Origin of the sequence: Agrilactobacillus composti DSM 18527 = JCM 14202, assembly GCF_001436375.1 — a bacterium.
In the GTDB taxonomy this organism is placed as follows: domain Bacteria; phylum Bacillota; class Bacilli; order Lactobacillales; family Lactobacillaceae; genus Agrilactobacillus; species Agrilactobacillus composti.
In genome coordinates, this window is record NZ_AZGA01000046.1 from 1 (window position 1) to 20719 (window position 20719).

Here is a 20719-nt window from a genome sequence, read left to right on the forward strand (position 1 = left end):
GAGTTTTGACTGGCATTCGATCCACCTCCTATACTCTATAGGATACCGTATCGAATGTGCGTTTGTCTTATTTCGTGCTCAAAAATTCAAAAGAAATTTAACACGAAATCAGGTCGATTAACCACGAAACTTTGATGCTGACATTTGACTACGAATGACTACATTTGATCACATAAACAGTAATCATTTCAGTGCTCCTAGGCATCTTGTTGTGGTTTGAATTTTTGGGTGGCCGCCACGGCACTTTGCCAACCTGAATAACGTTGTTCTTTTTCGGCGGCTGGCATTGTTGGGGTAAAGCGCTGACCGGCGGTGGCCATGGTCTGCAGTTCAGCAATATCTCCCCAAAAGCCCACGGCTAGTCCGGCCAGGTAAGCTGCCCCCAGGCTGGTGGTCTCTAAGATATGGGCCCGTTGCAAAGGGATATTTAAAATGTCGGCTTGAAATTGCATCAAGTAATCGTTACGGGCCGCCCCGCCATCGACTTTTAACTCTGGTATGGCGATGCCCGTATCGGCCTGCATAACGGCTAAAACGTCCCGAGTTTGAAAGGCCAAAGCCTGCAGGGTGGCCCGGGCTAAATCGGCCCGACTGGTTTGGCGGGTGATCCCAAAGATACTGCCCCGGGCGTCGGCATCCCAATAAGGGGCCCCTAGGCCGGTAAAGGCAGGGACCATATACAAATGGGGATTCGTTGCGGGGGCTTCGGCCAGGGCTTGGGTTTCTTGGGCGCTGGTGATCATCTTCAAACTGTCCCGCAGCCATTGAATCGCCGAACCCGCCACGAAAATGCTGCCTTCCAGGGCATAGTAGACTTGGCCATCTAAGCCATAAGCGATGGTAGTCAACAAATTATGCCGGGATAATTTAGCCTGGGTCCCCGTGTTCATCACTAAGAAGGCCCCAGTGCCATAGGTATTTTTAACCATGCCGGGTTTTAGGGCTAATTGGCCAAAGAGGGCGGCTTGTTGATCCCCCACCAGACTGGCGATGGGAACTTCACTGCCGAAGAATTGATAGGCTTTGGTGTGGCCATAAATTTCCGAATTGCCGGTGACGTCGGGTAGCATGGCTTGCGGGATATGTAGGATATTTAAGATATCTTGATCCCAAGTTAATTTGTGGATATTAAATAGCATGGTGCGGCTGGCATTGGTGTAGTCGGTGATGTGCACCGCACCGCCAGTGAGTTGCCAGGTCAGCCATGTATCAATGGTGCCAAATAACAACTCGCCTTTTTCCGCCCGTTTTTGAGCCCCGGGGACCTGGTCTAAGATCCAGCGGACCTTGGTGCCGGAAAAATAAGGGTCGATGGTTAGCCCAGTTTTCTCATGAATCAGTTGCTGGTAGCCGGCTTGGGTCAATTTGGTGGCCACGGGATTACTTTGCCGGGACTGCCAGACGACGGCGTTATAAATGGGCAGGCCGGTGTGTTTATCCCAGATAACGGTGGTTTCCCGTTGATTGGTAATGCCAATGCCCGCAATCATACTAGGGGCAATATTAGAAGTGGTAAACGTCTTGGCGATCGTGGCCTGGACGGCATGCCAAATTTCCAAAGGGTCGTGTTCCACCCAACCAGGTTTGGGGAAAATCTGAGTAAATTCCTGCTGGGCACTGGCCACGATTTTACCCTGGTGATCCAGGATCAAAGCCCGGGTGCTGGTGGTGCCTTCGTCAATGGTCAAAATATAAGTTTGTTTTGCCATTCAAAAAACCTCCTGCGTTACAGTAAAATAATCAAACCCATGATAATGAGTACTAAGATGGCTAGGGGTAAGAGGACCAGAAAAATGGTGATGACAATAGGGCCAATGGTGAAAATGCCCAGTACCAGTAAAATCAATAACGCCAGGGCAATGACCCCTAAGATCAGGGCGCTCAAGGCACCGGCCAACAAGTAGAAGAAGCCGTAAAAGACCGCTGTAACCACCACCGCCAGGGCTAATAGCCGCCAAGTCCACCACCAAAAGCCGTGGTTGTCGTTTTTATCAATATATTTATGAGCCAAATCAATCACATCCTTTGTGCTACTTCTAGAATACCGTATTTTCAATACCCGTGGGTAGTCAATGTATTGACAATTTAAAAAAGTTTTGTTAGTTTAAAGAAAAACAGGAGGCGAAGTGGACCGATGAGAATCTAAATTTGAAGTTGACCAGGCAATGACGCTAGGCGTCGTTGCAATTGATGATCGGAACATGCTTATTAAACATGTTCTAATAGTCTGTTTAAATTCAGGCTATTGTCTCAAACTGACTACTTCAGATTTTTAGATTGACTCACCGCCACTTCAACTCAACGGACAAGTTTCGTTTATTTAGGCGTGTGTCGATCTCTTATTCTGAAGTGAATAGGAGATTTTTTTATGTCGTATTATCAAGCCAAAGATTTAACCCAAACCATCGGGGCCCAGAACTTATTTCACATCAAGCAGCTAGGATTTCATAGCGGCGACCGCATTGGCATCGTGGGGCCCAATGGGGCGGGGAAGACCACTTTGCTCAAACTGCTCAGTGACCCCCACCACAGCCCCATCGTGCCCAGTGCGTCTAAGTATCTAGTGCCGCAAATTAAAGCTTCTGAAGCTTTAAGTGGTGGTGAAATCGTGCAACGTTACTTGGATCTGGCTTTTGCCAGTCAGGCAGAATTGTTGTTTTTAGATGAACCCACCGCTAACTTAGATACCGCTAATATTGAATCCCTGGAGGCAAAATTGACCAATTATCCCGGCACCCTGATCCTGATTTCCCATGACCGGGCCTTTTTAGACCATATCGCCACCACGATTTGGGCCCTAGATGACGGCCAATTACACCGGTATAAGGGGAATTATTCTGCTTATCAAGCCCAATTGAAACAGGCGCAACAACATCAATGGCACGCCTATGAACAGTATGAAACCAAGAAATTACAATTGGAAAAAGCGGCGGCAAAACGCCAAGTCAAAGCCAATCGAGCCGCTAAAATTCCCCAAAACAAATTGGATAGTCAAGAAGCTTACAAAGCCAAACCCTATTTCCATAAAAAAGAAGCGAAGTTAGCGAAAACGGCCAAGGCCATTGAAAAGCGGGCTACTCAATTGACAGCCGTAGCCAAGCCGGAAATGCCAAAGCCCATCAAAATGGCTTTGAATAACGAAACGGCCTTGAAGCGGGGGACTTTGCTTCAAATCAAGGATTTTGACCTGTACCAAGGCCAACAGTTGTTATTGCAAGACGTGACTGTCAAATTACGGGCGGGGGATAAACTGGCCCTTACCGGCCCCAATGGCAGTGGTAAAACGACTTTGATCCAGGCTATTTTGACGCAAAACTCACCGGCTATTTTTGTCAATCCCGCGGCCAAAATCGGCTATTTCCAACAGGATCTAAACAATCTAGATCTCAGCGAATCGGTGTACGCCAACGTGTTAGCCACAGCTTATCAAGACGAGACCACCATCAAAACCGTGCTGGCCCGTTTAGGCTTCAAGAATGAAGCGTTAACTAAAAAAGTGGGGGTGTTGAGCGGTGGCGAACGGGTCAAAGTCAGTTTTGCCAAGCTCTTTGTCAGTGCCGCCAATTGTTTGATTTTAGATGAACCCACTAATTTCTTAGATATCGTCGCATTGGAGGCGCTACAACAACTGTTAGTGGCTTATCGCGGCACGATCTTATTGATCAGTCATGATCGTTATTTTGTGGCAGCCGTCGCCCAGCGTTATCTGCAAATCGATCCCAAGACCAAAACATTATTTGACCCCAAGGAAAATCGACCAAACCCAACAGCCAAACCGGATGCAGCCCAAGATAAGGCAGAGGAGCTATTGCGTTTGAAGAATCGCCAGGCCCAATTATTGAATGCTTTGACCCAAGAACCAGATAACGCGGCGTTTAATCAAGAATTTTTGGCGGTGAGTCGCCAAATCCGGGCCTTGCAATAATGGCACTTAAGATGGATGGCAAATTGCCGCCAGGCGGTTATGATAGAGCCACCTATGTTGACGTGTCCCTTAGGTTTGTGTAAGGAGAAAATCAATGTCTAAAATTAACCGCACCACTTTAGATAAAGCCATCGATTTTAGTTTCAAAAGTGTCATTGCTGGCAAAGCCAGTACCAAAAGTATTCCCAAATTGACAGAAAAATATATGGCCCAGTACCACGACCCAGAAATCGCCATTCAACAACTTACGAAGCAAATGCGCCTGATGGCCGGGGCCAGCGGGTTTGTTACTAATTTAGGGGGCCTGATCACCATTCCCGCCAGCCTACCCACGGAGCTGGTTTCGGTGCTGTACCTGGATTTACGCCTAGTCGCTGGCATTGCTTACTTGCGAGGTTATGAGTTAGACGACCCCCGGGTGCAAACCGTGATGCTGGCCACCTTGGCCGGTAACGCTGCCAGCAGCAATCTAAAAAAGGCCCTGATCGCCTCAGGGTCTCGCTATATCACCGCCCATCTTTCCCAGGCGGTTTTGGATAAAGTTAATCAGTATTTGCGGCACTTCTTGTTGCGGCGTTTTACCGTCACAACAGCCACCGCAGCGGCGAAACTGATTCCCCTGGTAAGCGGCGCCATTGGTGGGTTTACCGATAGTTTGTCCACCCAAGTCGTGGGCAGTGCCGCTGAAAAATTATTTAAAGCAGAAGGCTTGGTTTTTGGGGACAAGGTCATCAATCGGGCTGAGCTGGCGTTTCCGCCGGCACATACTGACACAAAAAACGTTTGATACGTTGGGTATATTCTTTCGGTGCGGTCCAGTAGCTTTTGGCGTGGGTCGCGTTGGGGACGATCCACATGTCTTTCGGTGCACTGGTGGCCTGAAAGTTTTCAAAGCACATGCTAGTGGGCACATAATTATCTTTTTCCCCATGGATGAAGAAAATCGGCGTTTTATTTTTGTGCAGTTGGGCCACTGCGGATCCGTGTTCTAACGTGAAACCCAACACGATTTTATTGATGCTACTGACCACGGGCATCAGTGGGTACTTGGGTAGATTGAAAAAGTGTTTTAACTGATAGGTCAATTCTTCTTCCACGCTGGCATAACCGCAGTCTTCTATGATGGCCTTCACCTGATGGGGCAAGTCGTCGCCACTCATCATCATGACGGTGGCGCCACCCATGCTAATGCCATATAAGACGATTTGAATATCTGGGCCCATGCGTTCTAAAATTTTCTGCAGCCACTGTAGGTAATCCAGCCGGTCTAGCCAGCCAAAATTAATATATTTACCAGAACTCAGGCCATGGCTGCGGTCATCGGGCATTAAAACCGTATAGCCATCATCAAAGAATAACTTGGCTGAAGCTGCCATGGAGGTGGCATCGCCTTTATAACCATGGGCAATCAAAGCCACTTTGGTTTTATTTTTAGGATTGGGGACAAAATAAGCATGGACGCGATTGTTAACGTCCGTTTCATTTAACCACCAGTCTTCTTTAGGCTGATTTTGCAGCCATTGAAAGCTGGGATAGAATTTTGAGTCCGGATCGGGATTTGACGCTGAGCCTTTTGGGGCTTTGTCCAACCGTTTAAAAGCGTATCGGTATAAATACGTACTGGCGATCCCCGTACCCACTGCGGCCACTGCGGGCACCGCTGACAGTAATGCAATCATCTTTTTTTTCAATCAAATGGACCTCCTCAAATAGAGTTGGTCACATTATACCACGGGTCAAAATAACTTATGACTTGGAAAATTAGGTCATTCGCGGTAGAATTAGATATGTAGAAGTGGCTAACAATGCTGTCTTTTAGATAAGGAAGTGAGCGCTATGTGCACTATGGCTTTACAGCAAGGATTGTTTTCTGGTTTTGGGTTTAATCCCTACTTCTTTTTGATGAGCCTAGTATTAGGGGCCTTCTTGCTAGTTGTTTTGAATCGCTTGCACCGTCAACGTGTAAGCGCTAAGATTAATGACCTGCAACGCATGTTGGACTTATTAGACGATGCTTATCATGAAGGTCGCATCGATAAATCAACTTACCTCAGACAAAGAAACCAGTTGTTGAATAGTAACCGGTAGATTAGTATACTAGTAGACGCTCTTATAATTCTTAGAGAATTATGAGACCGTCTCTTTTTTTATACAAAATTATAAGGTGGGTGCTTGTATGACGAATGCAACAGATTATGTGAACCAGATTAAAACTGCGATAAAGACACGGGATCCTTACCAAACCGAATTCCAAGAAGCCGCGTTTGAAGTATTGGATACGTTGGTACCAGTACTTGAGAAACATCCAGAATATGTGGCTGAGAATTTAATAGGTCGCCTCGTGGAGCCAGAACGGGCCATCCAATTTCGGGTGCCTTGGCAAGATGATGCCGGCAATTGGCAAGTGAACCGGGGCTTTCGGGTTCAATTTAATTCTGCCATTGGCCCATACAAAGGCGGTCTGCGCTTACATCCCAGCGTTAATTTAAGTGTGGTCAAATTTTTAGGCTTTGAACAAATCCTAAAAAATAGTTTGACCGGCCTGCCTATTGGTGGCGGGAAAGGCGGCAGTGATTTCGACCCCAAAGGTAAATCCGATGGGGAAGTTATGCGCTTTTGCCAAAGTTTCATGACGGAATTACAAAAATATATCGGTCCAGACTTAGATGTACCCGCTGGGGATATCGGTGTGGGCGCGCGGGAAATCGGCTATTTGTATGGCCAATATAAACGCCTCAATGGCTCGCAAAACGGTGTCCTCACTGGGAAAGGCTTAACTTATGGCGGTAGCCAAGCCCGTACCCAAGCCACAGGTTTTGGGGTGCTGTATTACACCGAAGCCTTGTTAAAAGCCCAAGGGGATAGCCTGCAAGGTAAGAAGATCAAAATTTCTGGGGCCGGCAATGTGGCCACTTATGCCATTGAAAAAGCTACTGAATTAGGGGCCACCGTCATCACGGTCTCTGATTCTAATGGCTACATCTATGATCCTAAGGGCATTGACTTTAAAGTCGTCCAACAGATCAAAGAAGTGGAAAGAGGCCGCATTAAGACGTATGCCGACCGTGTTGAAAGCGCTGAATATCATGAAGGCAGTGTTTGGGCCTTTGATACGCCTTATGATATTGCCTTGCCTTGTGCCACCCAAAATGAAATTGACGCTGCCAGTGCCCAATTGATCAAGCGCGATGGCGCCAAATACGTCATTGAAGGGGCTAACATGCCTAGTCAAACGGAAGCCATTGATTTCTATCACGCCAATGGCATCTTGTTTGGCCCTGCCAAAGCCGCCAATGCCGGTGGTGTTGCCGTTTCAGCCTTAGAAATGAGTCAAAATAGCGAACGGTTGGCTTGGTCCTTTGCCGAAGTCGATGACAAGTTGAAGGCTATCATGGTGAATATCTTTGCGGCCTCACAAAAAGCCGCTGAAACATATAGTTTAGGCAAGAACTACCAAGCCGGGGCAAATATTGCTGGGTTTGAACGAGTAGCCGATGCCATGCATTTTCAAGGTTTAGTGTAAGAATAATAATTTATTTCGTTGCAATGGGATGCCATTTTCAAATTTGAAAATGGCGTTTTTTTTTTGTGGTTTGAAATCACGATGAATCAGGAGCCGAATTTTTAAAAAACTGCCTACTATTTCTCAAATAGAAAATAAGACTAAAAAGGGCGTAATTTAAGTATGAGTGCCAAATATCTGATAAACTAAAAGTAGTAAGTATATTCCCCGCATGTGCGGGGGTGATCCTTTACAAGTTCAGCGCTTAACTGACACTGATGAATATTCCCCGCATATGCGGGCTTTTTTAATTCTCAGCCTAAATGCCGATTGAAATTTTAAGTTTTATCTGAAAAGGTCGATGTTTGTTCACAACTTTTTCACGTCCTCTTGGTATGATGTACTTAAATAAAAATCATAAGTAGATTTAAAGGAGCAAATGCATGTCCGTTTCGATTCAATATGTGGTAGACGTAAGCGTTGTCGCTTGAGGAGGCTGTTATGAAAAAATTCTATAAAAATACGCAGGCTTCAAAGGGCGTGCAGCCTTACTGGGGCTTGAAAGACATTCCGGATTTGACCAATAAAGTTTTCGTAATTACCGGGGCAGCGAGTTCTCAAGGCAGTCTGATTACCGAAGCAATTTACGCCAACAACGGCTCGGTGATTTTGGCAGATAGTCACAGACAATCCGCGTACGATCTAATTCAAAAGTTGCGTAGGCAAGTGGTATCTCGTGGAATTTTACAATATCGCCAGCTAGATTTGAACGATCCAGCCTCCATTCAAAGTTTTGCGATAGACTTACAAAACGAAATTGTGCAACTGGATGTTCTGATCAACAACGCCAATACAACTAGGACTCCCCGCCGAGAAGAAAACAGCGACGGCATCGAAGCTCATTTCCAGAAGAATTTTTTAGGTCATTTCATGCTCACAAATTTGTTGATCCCTCTGCTGCAAATGGCACCAGACCCCCGAATTGTCAACATTTCAGCGCCACTACCGGGCTTTGCTAATATTAAATTTAATGACTTGCAGTTAGAGCATGCCTATTCCAACTCTCGCGCTTACTTCCAATCCAAGTTAGCAGTCCAAATGGCCACCTTTTACCTCCAAAGCATCAGCCATGCCCAGGGCCTTGGCCTGAAAGTCATGACCACCCACAGCGGGATTTCTAAAAAGTCCTTGCTCAGCACGCCGGCTTCTGCCATCGTGGCTATCCAAGCTTTAGCTAATCCACTGCTGGGTTCCGTGCACACGGGCATCTTGCCAACCTTATTTGCGGCTACTGATCCCAATGCCCAAGGTGGCAAGCTCTACGCTCCCAGTGGTCTCTTACACTTACAAGGGCGACCTAAAATCACGAGGCCCATTGCTAAAGCCTTAGATGAAGACGCACAAAGTCAGTTGTGGGTCGCAGCCAGTGAACTGGCGGGTTTTTCTAGTTGGGCCGCCATGGCCCACAGTTTCTGATACCAAAGCGCGAAAAAGGGACTACCTCAAGCTCGTTGCTTGAAGCAGTCCCTTCACTGTGATTACCCTAAAAAGAGCAGCAATAGTAGTGGAAAATTATTTAAAAAGTGAATGATAATGGTGATTTTTAAATTATTTGTCTTTTTATAGATAAAGGCTAAAATACCACCTAAGGCGATATAAGTCAGCGCCCCCGTCCAGGTATTATTGGCATGGGCTAAACCAAAAGCCACGGCACTGATCAAAATTCCCGGCCAAAAGCGATTTTTGAAAAAGAAGTTCATCAAAACGCCCCGGAACAGTAATTCTTCAGCTAAGGGTGCGAAGAAAACGCCCATCATAACGGTCATAACGACCACGTTGCGGTTCGAGTTGCCCATTAATTGATAGATTACTTGGTCATTTTTGGTGACAGCTTCGTGGCCCACCAACTGGTTCAAAGGGTATAGCACTAAGGTGGCTACCTTCATGGCCAAGAAACCAAAAACGATGGTCAGCCAAGCTTGTTTATTCAAGGGCTGGGGGCCGGGTTTGCGATAGTGGCGGAAATAGTACAGATAAATTATATAGGCCACTAAGTAGGCCCCGGCGAACAAGGGCCAATATATGGCCGGTGAAACTTTGGAGTTCATGGGGAGAAATAGCACCAGTTGCGGTACCATCAATAGAAAAAATAGCCCGATGAATTTCCCTAGTTTGATCCAGGGCCCATCGGTATAGGGTTGCTGCGGTGTCTGCAAATGAAAGCCTCCGTTCAAAAAAATCGTGTCTTAATTGTAACACAATGACCACAGTGACAAAATACGATGGCGCTAGCTTGTTGCGGTGCTTCTTTGTATAATGGAAGGTAACTCGAAAGGATTGAGAAAATGAAAGCTCCACTCTTAACGGTCATCATCCCCGTCCATAACGTGGCGGCGTACATTGACCGGAGTCTACAAAGTATTGTAAATCAAACCTATAGAAATACCGAAATTATCATTGTGGATGACGCCTCCAAAGATGAAACCGGCGACCTGGCTGATGCCTGGGGTCAAAAGGATCCCCGCATCAAAGTTTACCATCTCAAGCAAAATATGGGCATTTCTGGGGCCCGTAATCACGGCTTGACCCAGGCGACGGGGGATTATGTGACCTTTGCCGACGGGGATGATTGGTGTGAGCCCAACTTATTTGAATTTTACATCAATCGGATTCAAAAATACAATTTAGACTTTGTGTCCTGTGGCTATTTTGTTGATCCTGTGGGTCAAACGTCTGGGCAAAGCCAGCCCAAAGATGTCTTGGTGGATCGCAAACCTTTATTAAAGCTGGTTCGGAAGATGAAAAGCCCCATTCGCGGGTATACTTGGAATAAGTGTTATCGTCGGAGTCTGATTGTCAAGCATGACCTGCGCTTTAACGAAGATATTGGGCTCATGGAAGACCAGGTGTTTAATGTGGCCTATATTTTAAAAGCCAAGCGTTATTTATATAACGTGTTGCCCCTATACCACTATGTCCAGCGGCCCGGCAGTTCCATTCACCAACCCTCCATCGGCAAGGGTGTGGATGTGACCAAGGCGATTTGGTGGATCCAAACGGCGATTTGGGCCAGCCAGTGGCGGACCTTCAAACAGGCCAAGGCCACCAAAACCCGCAATAATAATGAGTTATCTGAATCTAATAAATAACCACCAAAAAAGCCGAAACGCAGGTTTCGGCTTCAAAAAAATTACAAATGTTTTTCCACTTTATAAGCTTCTTTATCATCGTCTGCCGGCTTTTTTGTAGCGTCATCGGCGAAATAAACGGCGAAGCTATTGGTTGGATCATCTTTGGTTGGGGAAACAATGACTAAGGGTGACTGAAGCGGATCTTTGGTCTTATAAATTTCGGCACTGCGCAAGGCTTCATTGAAGTCATGGCTGTTGGCAATGGCATCCCCGGGATTAAAAAATACAATTTCATCCATAGTAATCAGCTCCTTTGCTTAAGTATACGCTATCGGTGGTTTGAGAACTAGTTTTTTGTTGTGAAGAAAGTGAGGATTTTTCATGAGTGATGTTGAAGATTTTATTAAAACCCATATGTATGGCACCCCCCAACTAAAGCCGGATGAAAAACGGGCCTTTCTGGGAAGTTTTAAAGAGCGGGTGGCCCTAGCCTTGACCGTGGCCCAAATTCGCAATCCTAAGACGTTAGCCATGGTCAAAGGTATCATGCAGCGCTACCCCCAATACCATCTTTACTTAAACGCCAAACTGTCCCAAACCTATCTGACAGAATACATGGCGCTGGCGGTGCAATTGAACTATCAATTCACCATGATGACCCAAGAGGGGATGCGGGTGAAAAATTTAGATCAAGATTTATCAGAAGATGATGTGGGTCTAACCATTGCCGATCCTAACCATAAAATTACCCGTCCAATTGTGCTGTAAGTTGGCCGATCTGGTCAACGGCCGCACTTAAGAACTGAATGGTGTGGGTTAGCGGTTGGTCGGTGGTGATATCCACCCCGGCAACTTTAGCCGAATCAATTGGATTTTTCGTATTGCCTAATTTCAAGAAGGTCAACCAGTCGTCAACGGCCGGTTGGCCTTCTTTTTGAATCCGCAAGAAGGCTTGGGTGGACACGGTTAAGGAAGCTGAATAGGTATAAGAATACAGCCCCATGTAATAATGGATCTGCCGCATCCAAGTCAATTCAGCCCCAGGATTTAAGGTCAAAGCATCCCCGAAGAACCGTTGCAACACCTGCCGGGTGATGGCATTTAAATCTTGGGCACTGAAGCTTTCCCCTGCATCGATTCTGGCGTAGACTTCCCGCTGATAGGCAGCTTCCAATAAATGGGTGACGAAGTTATGGAAATAAGTATTGGCCAACATTTTGGTTAAGGCAAAGCGTTGCAGGCGCAGATCGCCTTTTGCCTGGGCCGACTTGGTCAAGGCATTGGTCAACAGCAGTTCATTGAAAGTGGACGGGGCTTCAATGATATAAGTGGAGGGTTCGAATTCCAGATAAGCATTGTTGTCTTGGGCTAACAAGCCTTGACCGGCGTGACCCATTTCGTGGATCAAGGTGTATAAGTCTGATAGCTTATCATGCCAAGATAACAGGATATAGGGTTGCTTGCCGTAAGGCTGGGCACAAAAACCCCCAGTTTCCTTCCCGATGTTTTGGGCGTAATCCACCCAACGCTGTGGGTAAGCCTTTAAAATCATATTGGTGTAATCCGGTCCCAACAGGCTCAAGGCGTCTTTGACATAGGTTTTAGAGGCGTCAATGGTGACGTCAGGTTCAAAATCCGGGTCCAAGTCGATTAGGCGGTCGGCAAAGGTGAGTTCATCTAAGCCACGCACTTTTTGCAAGGTCTTCAAATAACGCTGGATCACCGGGCCAAACTTGGTCATGATCAAATCGATTTGCCGGTCGAACAGACTGCGGTCCACCTCTTGATCGTATAACAAGTAATCCACCACGGAATCAAAGCCCCGCAGCGTGGCCATTTGCTTCTCCTTGGTCACTTGGGTGAGGTAAGTCTGGGCCAGGGTATTTTGATATTGGCTGAGGGTTTTGGAAAAAGCCGCAAAAGCCCCCCGGCGCACCGCCGTGTCAGGATGATAGGCGTAATAATCTTCATATAAGGTGAAGGATAAAGGATAGGTCTTGCCGTTGACGGTGAAGTCAGGGAAGGCCATATCGGCGGACCGGGCTTGGCTGTAAATGTTGCTGGGACCGCTAAACACCGGTTGCAAACTGGCTAAAGCGGCTTCCACCTTCGGGTCCAAGCGGATCTTCTGTTGGTTTTTAACCGTGCGTAAAAAGCCTTGAAATTGGGGCAGGGCGGCCTTTAATTCGGCTAAGGTCTCATCGTCTAGGCCGGTCAAATGGCTGTCAAAGGCACTGAGCAAGCTTTGCCAGCGGGCTAAGTTGGCGTTGGCTTTATTGGCCAAGGCTGCCCGGTTGGGGTCCGTCAGGTCTTCAGATTGCTGCAATTCGGCATAATTAGCAATGTTGTCGAGTTGTTGGGCTAACTGGTTATAAGTGATTAAAGCGGCTTTTAAAGCGTCTAAGCTGGTCAATTTTTCAGGGGCGAAGTTGCGGGCAAATTTGGTCACCGCTTTATCAGCCTTTTGTTGGGCGGCTAAAAAAGCGTCGGTGTCTGGATAAAGGGCGCTTAAGTCCCACGTCAATGCTTCAGGAACTTGATTTCTAGGGGGTAATTGTTTTTGCGTTGCCATGCATCAAACCTCATTTCCAAATTTTTCAAAAAGCAAATGTGTGCTTGCTGACAAACCGGCTTAAACCCTGTTCTATCAAGGGCTTTAGTGGGTTATAAGAAACAGGTGCAAAACACTTGCTTTTACCCTATAATATACAGTAGTCGGAAAACAAATGAAAATAAAAATGGAGGCAGAAAAATTGTCAAAGAAGCATGAATCACAGTTAAAAATCTTTGCTTTGAACGGGAACCCGGACTTAGCTCAAAAAATTGCTGATCAGGTGGGCGTTCCCTTAAGTGAGGCAACTGTGAAACACTTTAGTGACGGCGAGATCCAAATCAGCATTAACAAGAGTGTGCGGGATGATGATGTATTTATCGTGCAATCGATCTCTGATCCGGTTAACGAGAACTTTATGGAGTTAATGATCATGATTGATGCCCTGCGGCGCGCTAGTGCTAAGACCATTAATGTGGTCCTCCCTTACTTCGGGTATTCTCGCGCTGACCGCAAGACACGGCCTAGAGAACCAATCACCGCCAAATTAGTATCCAACTTGATTGAGATGGATGGCACGACTAGAGTGTTGACCCTTGATTTGCACGCCGATCAAATTCAAGGCTTCTTCGACATTCCCGTGGACCATCTGCAATCCATCCCCTTATTAGCCCATTACTTCTTGAGCCTTGATTTAGGCGACCGGGAAGACGTGGTTGTCGTGGCACCAGATCACAGTACCACCAAGCGGGCCCGAGCTTTGGCCGAATACTTCGGCGCCCAAATTGCCATCGTGGACAAACGTGATGAAGGTGACGACGTGGATCCGTTAGATATCATCGGGGATGTGGCTGGCAAGGTTTGTATCGTCATTGACGATATGATCGACACCAGTACCCGGATGGTTTATTCCGCCAATTCTTTACTGGAAGCCGGGGCTACCAAAGTTTACGCCGGGGCCACCCATGCCGTCTTCTCCGCTGGGGCCGCCGAACGCTTGCAAAGCTCTAAGCTGGAACAAGTTGTCATCACGGACTCCATTAAATTACCAAAGGAAAAATACTTTGATAAAGTCGTCCAATTATCTGTCGGCCCATTATTGGGTAAAGCCGTGGAAATGACTTACAATCGCGTTGCGGTGGATAGCCTTTTCCAAGATACCGCCACTGAACAGTTATATATGAAAAATGATCTCAAATAATTAAAGCCCTATAGCTAGCGCCTCAGCAACCAATCATTGCGGGGCGCTTTTTTCGTGGCCAATTTTTTTGTTACCCATTGGTTGATTTTTAACGGGATTAGTTGACAACCAAGTCCTATACTTTCCCAGACTTAGCGTCCATAATTGTAAGTATAGAAAGGGAGTAAGCAAGATGGATGTAAATATTGGCCCGGTTTTAGTGGCCCAGCGTAAAGCCCAGCACTTAACCCAGCAACAGTTAGCCGATTTTATCGGCGTGTCTAAAGCCGCCGTATCCAAATGGGAGACCGGCAAGACTTACCCGGACATCACCTTATTACCAGCGCTAGCGGCATATTTTAATATGTCCATTGATGATTTATTAAATTATGAACCCCAATTATCGGCTACGGAAATTCAACACATTTATGCCGCCTTAAAAGCCGATTTTGACACCAAACCCGGCACCGAAGTTTTGACGACGATCCGCAGTTTTATCCGGCGTTATTACGCTTGTTATCCCTTTATTCAGCAAATGGGCTTATTGATTTTAAATCACTTTGATTTATTACCCGGCGAAGACTTGGCGGCTAAACAGGCCACTTATGTCCCCGAGGCCCAAGCGTTATTTGTCCATGTGCGGGATAATGCCCAGGATGTGGACCTGGTGTCCCAAGCCCGTAATATGGAAGGTTATACCTTGCTGCTGCTAAATAAACCCCAGGCTGTGTTGGATTTACTGGGGACCCGGACCCCAGCCTATTTACCGGTGGAAAGCTTGATTGCCACGGCTTTTCAGCAGCAAGACGACCTGAAAGCTGCCCAAGGTATCTATCAAAGTGCCTTAGCCCAATATTTAAGTATCATGATGAGTCAATTCAGCAATTATTTACAATTACTGGTCAAAGACCCCGCTAAATTTGCGGCCACCTATCACCGGGGCCAGGGGGTCGCCGACGTCTTTGCGTTTGGCACGTTGAATCCCGTGGCCATGATGAATTTTCAATTATCTGCTGCCACCGGTTTTGCCCAGCAGCACCAAACTGAAGCGCTGTTCACCGTATTAACGGCCTTTGCCGACTTATTCGCCCACCTGGAATTCCCCGTGGTTTTACATGGCGACGCTTATTTTGACCAAATCGATGACTGGCTGGCCCATTTGGACATTGGTACCCAGCTGCCTCGAGGCGCCCAGCAAGTCCAAAGCGGCCTGCGGGACTATGTCCTCCAGAGCCCAGCCTTTGCCCCTTATCAAGATGACCCCAGAATGCGCGCCATCCAACAACAATTGAAAGGCAGTGAACAAGTATGAACACAAATTGGCAACTTTTAGCAGACAATTTACCCATTTTTATCCCCCTGATCCTCTTAGAACTAATTTTGATGGTCACCGCCCTAGTCCACGTCCTGCGCCATCCCCATTATCGCTTCGGCAACCGGATATTATGGGTTTTGATCGTGGTTTTCATCCAGATCATTGGCCCCATCCTATACTTTGTCTTCGGGCGAGGGGATGATCGCCGTGGCTGACATTTTAACTTTAAGCCATGTGCAAAAAGCCTTTGGCAGCAAACAAGTCTTAAAAGACGTGGATTTCAGCATCCCCCAAGGCTCAATCTTTGGTTTCGTGGGGGAAAACGGTGCCGGGAAAACCACCACCATGAAGTTGATTTTAGGGTTAGAAAAAGCCGATGCCGGGATAATCACCGTGGGGGGCCAGACGGTTCATTTTGGCGCCACGAAAACCAATCGCATCACGGGCTATCTCCCCGATGTGCCGGCGTTTTATGGGTATATGACCCCCGTGGAATATTTAGATCTGTGCGCCCGCATCACTGGTATATCAGGGCGCCAGCACCGGATCGCTGAAATGTTGGACCTGGTCCAATTAAAGGCGGACAAGCACCGCATCCGGGGTTTTTCCCGGGGGATGAAACAGCGTTTAGGCATCGCCCAAGCCCTGTTGAATCGGCCCCAATTATTGATTTGCGACGAACCCACCAGCGCGCTGGATCCGGCGGGGCGCAACGAGTTCCTCGAATTATTGGCATCTTTACGAGGTCAGACCACCGTGCTCTTTTCCACCCATATTTTAAGTGATGTGGAACGTATCAGCGACCGGGTGGGGATCCTCCACGATGGTCACCTGCAGGCCTGTGATACTCTGGCCAATTTACACCAGCAGTTCGGCCGCCCACAAATTAAGCTCACCTTGTCAGATACCCAAACGGCGCAACGGTGTGGCCAAGTGCTACGCCCCTTACCGGTGCAAGTGCAGGCTAACCAAGTTACCATCCCTTATCAAGATGCCTATGAAACCACCGCGCAGCAAGTCCTACGGGCCTTGGTAACGGCGGATATAACGCCCATTGCGCTACAACGACAAAGTGCCACCTTAGAACAGATTTTCTTGGAGGTGATTGGAAATGGCCACACTATCAACCATGCTTAAAAAAGAATTATTAGAAACCTGGCGAACTTATCGCTTCTTGATCTTAGCGGTGGTGGTCTTGATCTTTGCCCTGATGAGTCCCTTGATTGCTAAACTGACCCCGGATATCATGAAAATGAGTTTTGGCAAGACGCTGCAGTTGGCCATCCCCAAACCCACCTCTATCGATTCCTGGACCCAATTTTATAAAAATATGACGCAAATGGGTATCTTCGTGGTCGCCATCTTATTTGGGGGAACCATGAGTCAAGAATTAAGCCGGGGCACCTTGGTGAATTTGGTGACCAAGGGCTTACCCCGCTGGGTGGTGGCTGTCAGTAAATACATCAGCCTCGTGGTGCAATGGAGTGTTGCCTTAACAGCCAGTTTTCTAGTCACCTGGGGGTATACGGCTTATTACTTCCCAGACGCTAAAACCCCCCATATCTGGCAGGGATTTGTGCCCTTATTGCTCTTTGGTCTCTTCTTTTTAGCGGTGATTTTATTTGGCTCCACTTTGGCCAGTAACAGCTATGGGGGCTTATTATTCACCATTCTCGTTGTAGGTGCCTTGTACCTAGTCAATCTGTTCAAAGCCGCCCAAAATTACAACCCCATTTCCTTGATTGGCAACAACATGGCCCTAGTCCAAGGTAGTAAAACTCTAGGGGAACTTGGCCCCGGGATAGCCATTGCGATTGGCGCCGGCTTGGTGTTATTAGCTGGCACCGTGATCTTGTTGAATCGAAAAAAATTATAGTCAAAATAAAACACCGCTGAACTGGAATCCCTAAGTTCAGCGGTGTTTTTGCTATATTTTTAATGTAATTTTTTACTCAGGGCAAAAAGAAGGTTGATAATTGCAGGGTATAACAAAACTGCCATTAACCAGATTAACCAACTATAATACCAGTTATTAGTGGCAAAACTGTAGCCTAAATAGATTGCCGTAATAACCAGCCAATAAACCATTGATAAAGGAGCAATAATTGACCGTCTATCTTTATTTGATTTTGAATAATCACCGGTTTGCAGCAACTTTTCAAAGCTTACCCAAATGATGCCAGTATGAATAAAGAAACCCGTGCCTATACCCGCAAGCACTAAAGTAGCAGCAAGGGTCAACATTAAGAGCAAATCGTTGTCACCAAAACTGATTGAACCAATGATAATTGGCAGTGCCGCTAGGATACATGAACAACTGCCGATAATGTTATTTTTGGTATAGGTATTTTTATATTGGGCTCGACGTACAGTTACCATTTTCCTGACATCAGCGTAGGTTTCAAAGTTTTCTTTATCCAAATATGTGAAAGGTTCAGATTGATGACCGCTGGCAATAAAAATAGCAACTGCCAGCGCTACAAGCAACAATAGTACAACTAGACCGACAGTTGTAGCTGTGTTTTCTGGTAAGCTGGATGCGCTTAAAATTAGTAAACAAATCGGCGCGATAATACATAAGAATATACCAAAAGCAATTGCTTTTGACGTGGCAGTTTTTATGTCAAGAAAAGTAGTAGCTTCAGACATAGATATTTGGCGCAAAGGTATAGTAGTTGCGTCGATAGACGGCACTGTTTCAATATTATCTTTGAGTAGATAATCCGTACTCACATTGAATAGCTTTGAAAGTTGAATGATTCTTTTAAGATCAGGTACAGACTGACCACTTTCCCATTTTGAAATGGATTGACGCGTAATATCCAGTTTTTGCGCTAGTTCCTCTTGGGAATAGCCGTTTTGCTTACGAAGTTGCATTAGTTTTTTCGTAAAAGTCACCTTCAAATCCCCCTTTTTCATCATACTCATAATCAAAGTTTATCAAGATTTGCAGTTGCATACCACAAACTTCGGTAAGACAATGTGTCAACTGCTGGTTGCATATTCAATTTGAACCCAAAATTTCTTAAAAATACAAAATAAATAGCCTAACCGAAGGGGCTAGACTTATTTACAAGCGCTACCCACAAATAGCTACTGAACGCTAATAGCTGATATGAGCAGAAAAGCTAGTAAAGATGCGGAGATTAATAGAAAACGGCTAATAAAGAATAGTGAATTGACGGGTACCTTAGACGCATATTTTGGGAATGGTCGAAGCAACTTTTTGGCGTGTACACGCATAATCAGCGCCGTGATGAGACTCAAAATTGATAGTGTAAAACAAATATGCGGTATTGTGCGGTAGATAACTGGGAAAGGGGCCAGGGAGCTGGGGGAAATGCTAAAGCAGAGGATAGACAACCAGCCTAAAAGCATTAAAATCACGCCAAGTAGATCAACCCAAGATGTTGCAGTTAGCCAATGTTTAAGTTTTGGGTGAGATTTTATATACTGGTCAAAGTTATTGCGATAGGAACTATCTAACGCTTTATAAGCACGACGAGTTGCAATTAGTGACCACAGAAACAAAATGGCACCTATGACTACTAAGAAAAGCATGATCCAGCTTATAATATCGCCATAATACATAGTTTAGCCTCTTTCGTACTGCCTAGACTGAATGCCTGATTAAGTGCATAAGCGGCAGTGAACGAGTTTTGGGATGACACGCTACTACCAGGATTAACGCAACCAGGGTAATGGATATTGAAACGTTGCTAATATCCAGATTGGCATCAGTATTGCGACGATAATAATTAAAAATCGACAAATGAAAACGAGCTTACCTGATACAGATTTGGTGACATGTATGCCTAGGGATTCAAGCGTTTTTCTGGCATATACGCGCATTAACAAGGCCGTTATGATCCCCATAACGCTTAATGCGGTACAAAATAAAAGCACAAAGCTAGATGTACCGAGCGGCATCTTATCAGGAAATAGTGAGAATACGGTATAAAACAGCCAACCGATGGGTAAAATAAAAACACTAAGGCCCTCCACCCATTTGACGCTAAGGAGAAACTTCGTAAAATGTGGTCGGTTCGTTGTAATGATTTTGCTAATTTGTGCTACTTGACCACTATGATCTGCCGCCATGGACCTGTCTATTTTTCTTTGAGTCCTTAATAGCCAAAATACCATGACTAGGATTATCAAAAGTAACAGAAAAATGAAGCTAATTAAATAATTCAAAGGATATCACCAATCCATGTGGTTTTAAGTTTGTAATGCGCTTTTTATACCGGCAACGCAGCCATCCACATAAAAACTAATACGGCTACAACGATCATGAGTAATCTACTGGCCACGAATATTTTATTGGCACGGGTTTTAGGTAGTTGGATGGGTAAGGTACGATATATCCGCCTAGCGTGCTGGCGCAGTATTAACGCAACTATAAGGCACAAAATACCTACCGGAGTACAGATATAAAGTGCAATTTGCCCGATTGAGGTGGCTGTTGCGTAGTAAGCAATCATCCAGAATACGATGTTAAGCAACCATCCCAAGGCCAGTAGGCCAGAACCGATCACATCAAGCCAAAGACTAAAAGTAACTAGGCGCGCAAGATTAGGATGTGCTATCTCAAATTCATTGACAATCTCGCGCTGTGAGCGTTCCATATTTTGAACGGTTTCATTGTTCTTTTTTGTAATTCGCCACGACCATCTGGATAAAATAGCGGCCAAACAAATTAATGGGATTATTGCTAAAATTAATAGATACATGTTGCTTGTCCACCTGCACTTAGTTGAAAGAATAGCATAATTTTAAATACAATGGCATAATCTATTGGCAGCGAAGGGTTTAAGGGATGAAATAAAACTAATTTAACAGCTCAAGTAGTGCTGGTAACCAAAAAATCCCTAGAATAGCTATGATGATTAATAAAATCCGGCTACTGATAAATATTCGTCCAGCAGATGATTTTGGCAAAGTAAAGGGTGCTGCTTGATAAAGGCGTCTAACGTTTCTGCGAATGATGATTCCAAGTGTAACAACAAGAATACCAACAATTGTGCCTAAATAGAGTATGACTTCGCCTGCCATTGGTCAATGATTCTCGGCACTAAAGTACCGAGCTTGTCTCTCACCACCAAGTGGCGAGGG

General features: G+C 45.9%; 21 protein-coding genes. 12 read left to right on the top strand and 9 right to left on the bottom strand.

Translation table 11 applies throughout. The features are described from left to right. Positions 1 to 197: 197 nt before the first annotated feature. Positions 198 to 1709 carry a glycerol kinase GlpK gene (glpK, locus tag FC83_RS07490; RefSeq protein ID WP_035451802.1) on the bottom strand — a complete coding sequence of 504 codons (1512 nt, stop codon included), beginning with the start codon at positions 1707 to 1709 and terminating at the stop codon, positions 198 to 200. 17 nt (positions 1710 to 1726) lie between these two features. Further along, positions 1727 to 2011 (bottom strand): hypothetical protein, encoded by a 285-nt coding sequence (locus tag FC83_RS07495; RefSeq protein WP_035451800.1) that lies wholly within the window; start codon positions 2009 to 2011, stop codon positions 1727 to 1729. 357 nt (positions 2012 to 2368) lie between these two features. Between FC83_RS07495 and abc-f the strand changes: the two genes are divergently transcribed. Further along, positions 2369 to 3925 (top strand): ribosomal protection-like ABC-F family protein, encoded by a 1557-nt coding sequence (gene abc-f / locus FC83_RS07500; protein WP_035451798.1) that lies wholly within the window; start codon positions 2369 to 2371, stop codon positions 3923 to 3925. 94 nt (positions 3926 to 4019) lie between these two features. Continuing rightward, positions 4020 to 4712: an EcsC family protein gene (locus tag FC83_RS07505; RefSeq protein WP_052004531.1), complete on the top strand. Its 693-nt coding sequence runs from the start codon at positions 4020 to 4022 to the stop codon at positions 4710 to 4712. Here FC83_RS07505 and FC83_RS07510 read toward each other — a convergent pair. After that, positions 4657 to 5604 carry an alpha/beta hydrolase gene (locus FC83_RS07510; RefSeq protein WP_152537712.1) on the bottom strand — a complete coding sequence of 316 codons (948 nt, stop codon included), beginning with the start codon at positions 5602 to 5604 and terminating at the stop codon, positions 4657 to 4659. The two genes, FC83_RS07505 and FC83_RS07510, sit on opposite strands and share 56 nt — an antisense overlap. A gap of 157 nt (positions 5605 to 5761) precedes the next feature. Here FC83_RS07510 and FC83_RS07515 point away from each other — a divergent pair, with 157 nt between their 5' ends. The 3 genes from FC83_RS07515 to FC83_RS07525 all read left to right on the top strand — a co-directional run bounded on the left by FC83_RS07515 (position 5762) and on the right by FC83_RS07525 (position 8903). After that, positions 5762 to 6013, top strand: coding sequence for a hypothetical protein (locus FC83_RS07515; RefSeq protein ID WP_035451794.1), 252 nt, complete (start codon positions 5762 to 5764; stop codon positions 6011 to 6013). An 88-nt stretch (positions 6014 to 6101) separates the two neighbouring features. After that, positions 6102 to 7448, top strand: a complete 1347-nt coding sequence (gene gdhA, locus FC83_RS07520; protein ID WP_057002587.1) for an NADP-specific glutamate dehydrogenase — start codon at positions 6102 to 6104, stop codon at positions 7446 to 7448. A 480-nt stretch (positions 7449 to 7928) separates the two neighbouring features. Next, positions 7929 to 8903, top strand: coding sequence for an SDR family NAD(P)-dependent oxidoreductase (locus FC83_RS07525; RefSeq protein WP_035451792.1), 975 nt, complete (start codon positions 7929 to 7931; stop codon positions 8901 to 8903). Between the two features lie 62 nt (positions 8904 to 8965). Here the strand turns inward: FC83_RS07525 and FC83_RS07530 are convergent, their stop codons facing one another. Then, positions 8966 to 9643 carry a CPBP family intramembrane glutamic endopeptidase gene (locus FC83_RS07530; protein ID WP_052004530.1) on the bottom strand — a complete coding sequence of 226 codons (678 nt, stop codon included), beginning with the start codon at positions 9641 to 9643 and terminating at the stop codon, positions 8966 to 8968. Between the two features lie 129 nt (positions 9644 to 9772). On the opposite strand from FC83_RS07530, the gene FC83_RS07535 reads away from it, so the two are divergent. Then, the gene (locus tag FC83_RS07535; RefSeq protein WP_052004529.1) at positions 9773 to 10576 is read left to right on the top strand and encodes a glycosyltransferase family 2 protein; all 804 of its coding nucleotides are present in this window, start codon (positions 9773 to 9775) and stop codon (positions 10574 to 10576) included. Between the two features lie 41 nt (positions 10577 to 10617). Here the strand turns inward: FC83_RS07535 and FC83_RS07540 are convergent, their stop codons facing one another. Then, positions 10618 to 10857, bottom strand: a complete 240-nt coding sequence (locus tag FC83_RS07540; protein ID WP_035451790.1) for a hypothetical protein — start codon at positions 10855 to 10857, stop codon at positions 10618 to 10620. Positions 10858 to 10939: 82 nt separating this feature from the next. On the opposite strand from FC83_RS07540, the gene FC83_RS07545 reads away from it, so the two are divergent. Beyond that, positions 10940 to 11326, top strand: coding sequence for a YueI family protein (locus tag FC83_RS07545; protein ID WP_057002588.1), 387 nt, complete (start codon positions 10940 to 10942; stop codon positions 11324 to 11326). Here the strand turns inward: FC83_RS07545 and pepF are convergent. Next, positions 11304 to 13130 (bottom strand): oligoendopeptidase F, encoded by a 1827-nt coding sequence (gene pepF / locus FC83_RS07550; protein WP_035451788.1) that lies wholly within the window; start codon positions 13128 to 13130, stop codon positions 11304 to 11306. The genes FC83_RS07545 and pepF overlap by 23 nt on opposite strands. 166 nt (positions 13131 to 13296) lie before the next feature. Between pepF and FC83_RS07555 the strand changes: the two genes are divergently transcribed. From FC83_RS07555 to FC83_RS07575, 5 genes are all read left to right on the top strand, one after another. Further along, positions 13297 to 14310, top strand: coding sequence for a ribose-phosphate diphosphokinase (locus FC83_RS07555; protein WP_035451786.1), 1014 nt, complete (start codon positions 13297 to 13299; stop codon positions 14308 to 14310). Between the two features lie 172 nt (positions 14311 to 14482). After that, positions 14483 to 15601, top strand: coding sequence for a helix-turn-helix transcriptional regulator (locus FC83_RS07560; RefSeq protein WP_035451784.1), 1119 nt, complete (start codon positions 14483 to 14485; stop codon positions 15599 to 15601). Next, positions 15598 to 15819 carry a PLD nuclease N-terminal domain-containing protein gene (locus FC83_RS07565; RefSeq protein WP_035451782.1) on the top strand — a complete coding sequence of 74 codons (222 nt, stop codon included), beginning with the start codon at positions 15598 to 15600 and terminating at the stop codon, positions 15817 to 15819. The genes FC83_RS07560 and FC83_RS07565 overlap by 4 nt, the downstream gene beginning before the upstream one ends. After that, positions 15812 to 16741, top strand: coding sequence for an ABC transporter ATP-binding protein (locus FC83_RS07570; protein WP_236700819.1), 930 nt, complete (start codon positions 15812 to 15814; stop codon positions 16739 to 16741). The genes FC83_RS07565 and FC83_RS07570 overlap by 8 nt, the downstream gene beginning before the upstream one ends. After that, a complete protein-coding gene (locus tag FC83_RS07575) occupies positions 16716 to 17480 on the top strand; it encodes an ABC transporter permease (RefSeq protein WP_035451780.1) in 765 nt (254 codons plus the stop codon). Before FC83_RS07570 ends, FC83_RS07575 begins: the two co-directional genes overlap by 26 nt. A gap of 59 nt (positions 17481 to 17539) precedes the next feature. Here FC83_RS07575 and FC83_RS07580 read toward each other — a convergent pair whose 3' ends face one another. From FC83_RS07580 to FC83_RS07595, 3 genes are all read right to left on the bottom strand, one after another. Further along, complete coding sequence (locus FC83_RS07580) at positions 17540 to 18502, bottom strand: helix-turn-helix domain-containing protein (RefSeq protein WP_052004528.1); 963 nt, start codon at positions 18500 to 18502, stop codon at positions 17540 to 17542. 195 nt (positions 18503 to 18697) lie between these two features. Then, the gene (locus tag FC83_RS07585; RefSeq protein ID WP_035451778.1) at positions 18698 to 19195 is read right to left on the bottom strand and encodes a hypothetical protein; all 498 of its coding nucleotides are present in this window, start codon (positions 19193 to 19195) and stop codon (positions 18698 to 18700) included. A gap of 650 nt (positions 19196 to 19845) precedes the next feature. Beyond that, entirely contained in the window at positions 19846 to 20337 is a 492-nt protein-coding gene (locus tag FC83_RS07595) for a hypothetical protein (RefSeq protein WP_035451774.1), read from the bottom strand. Positions 20338 to 20719 lie beyond the last annotated feature (382 nt).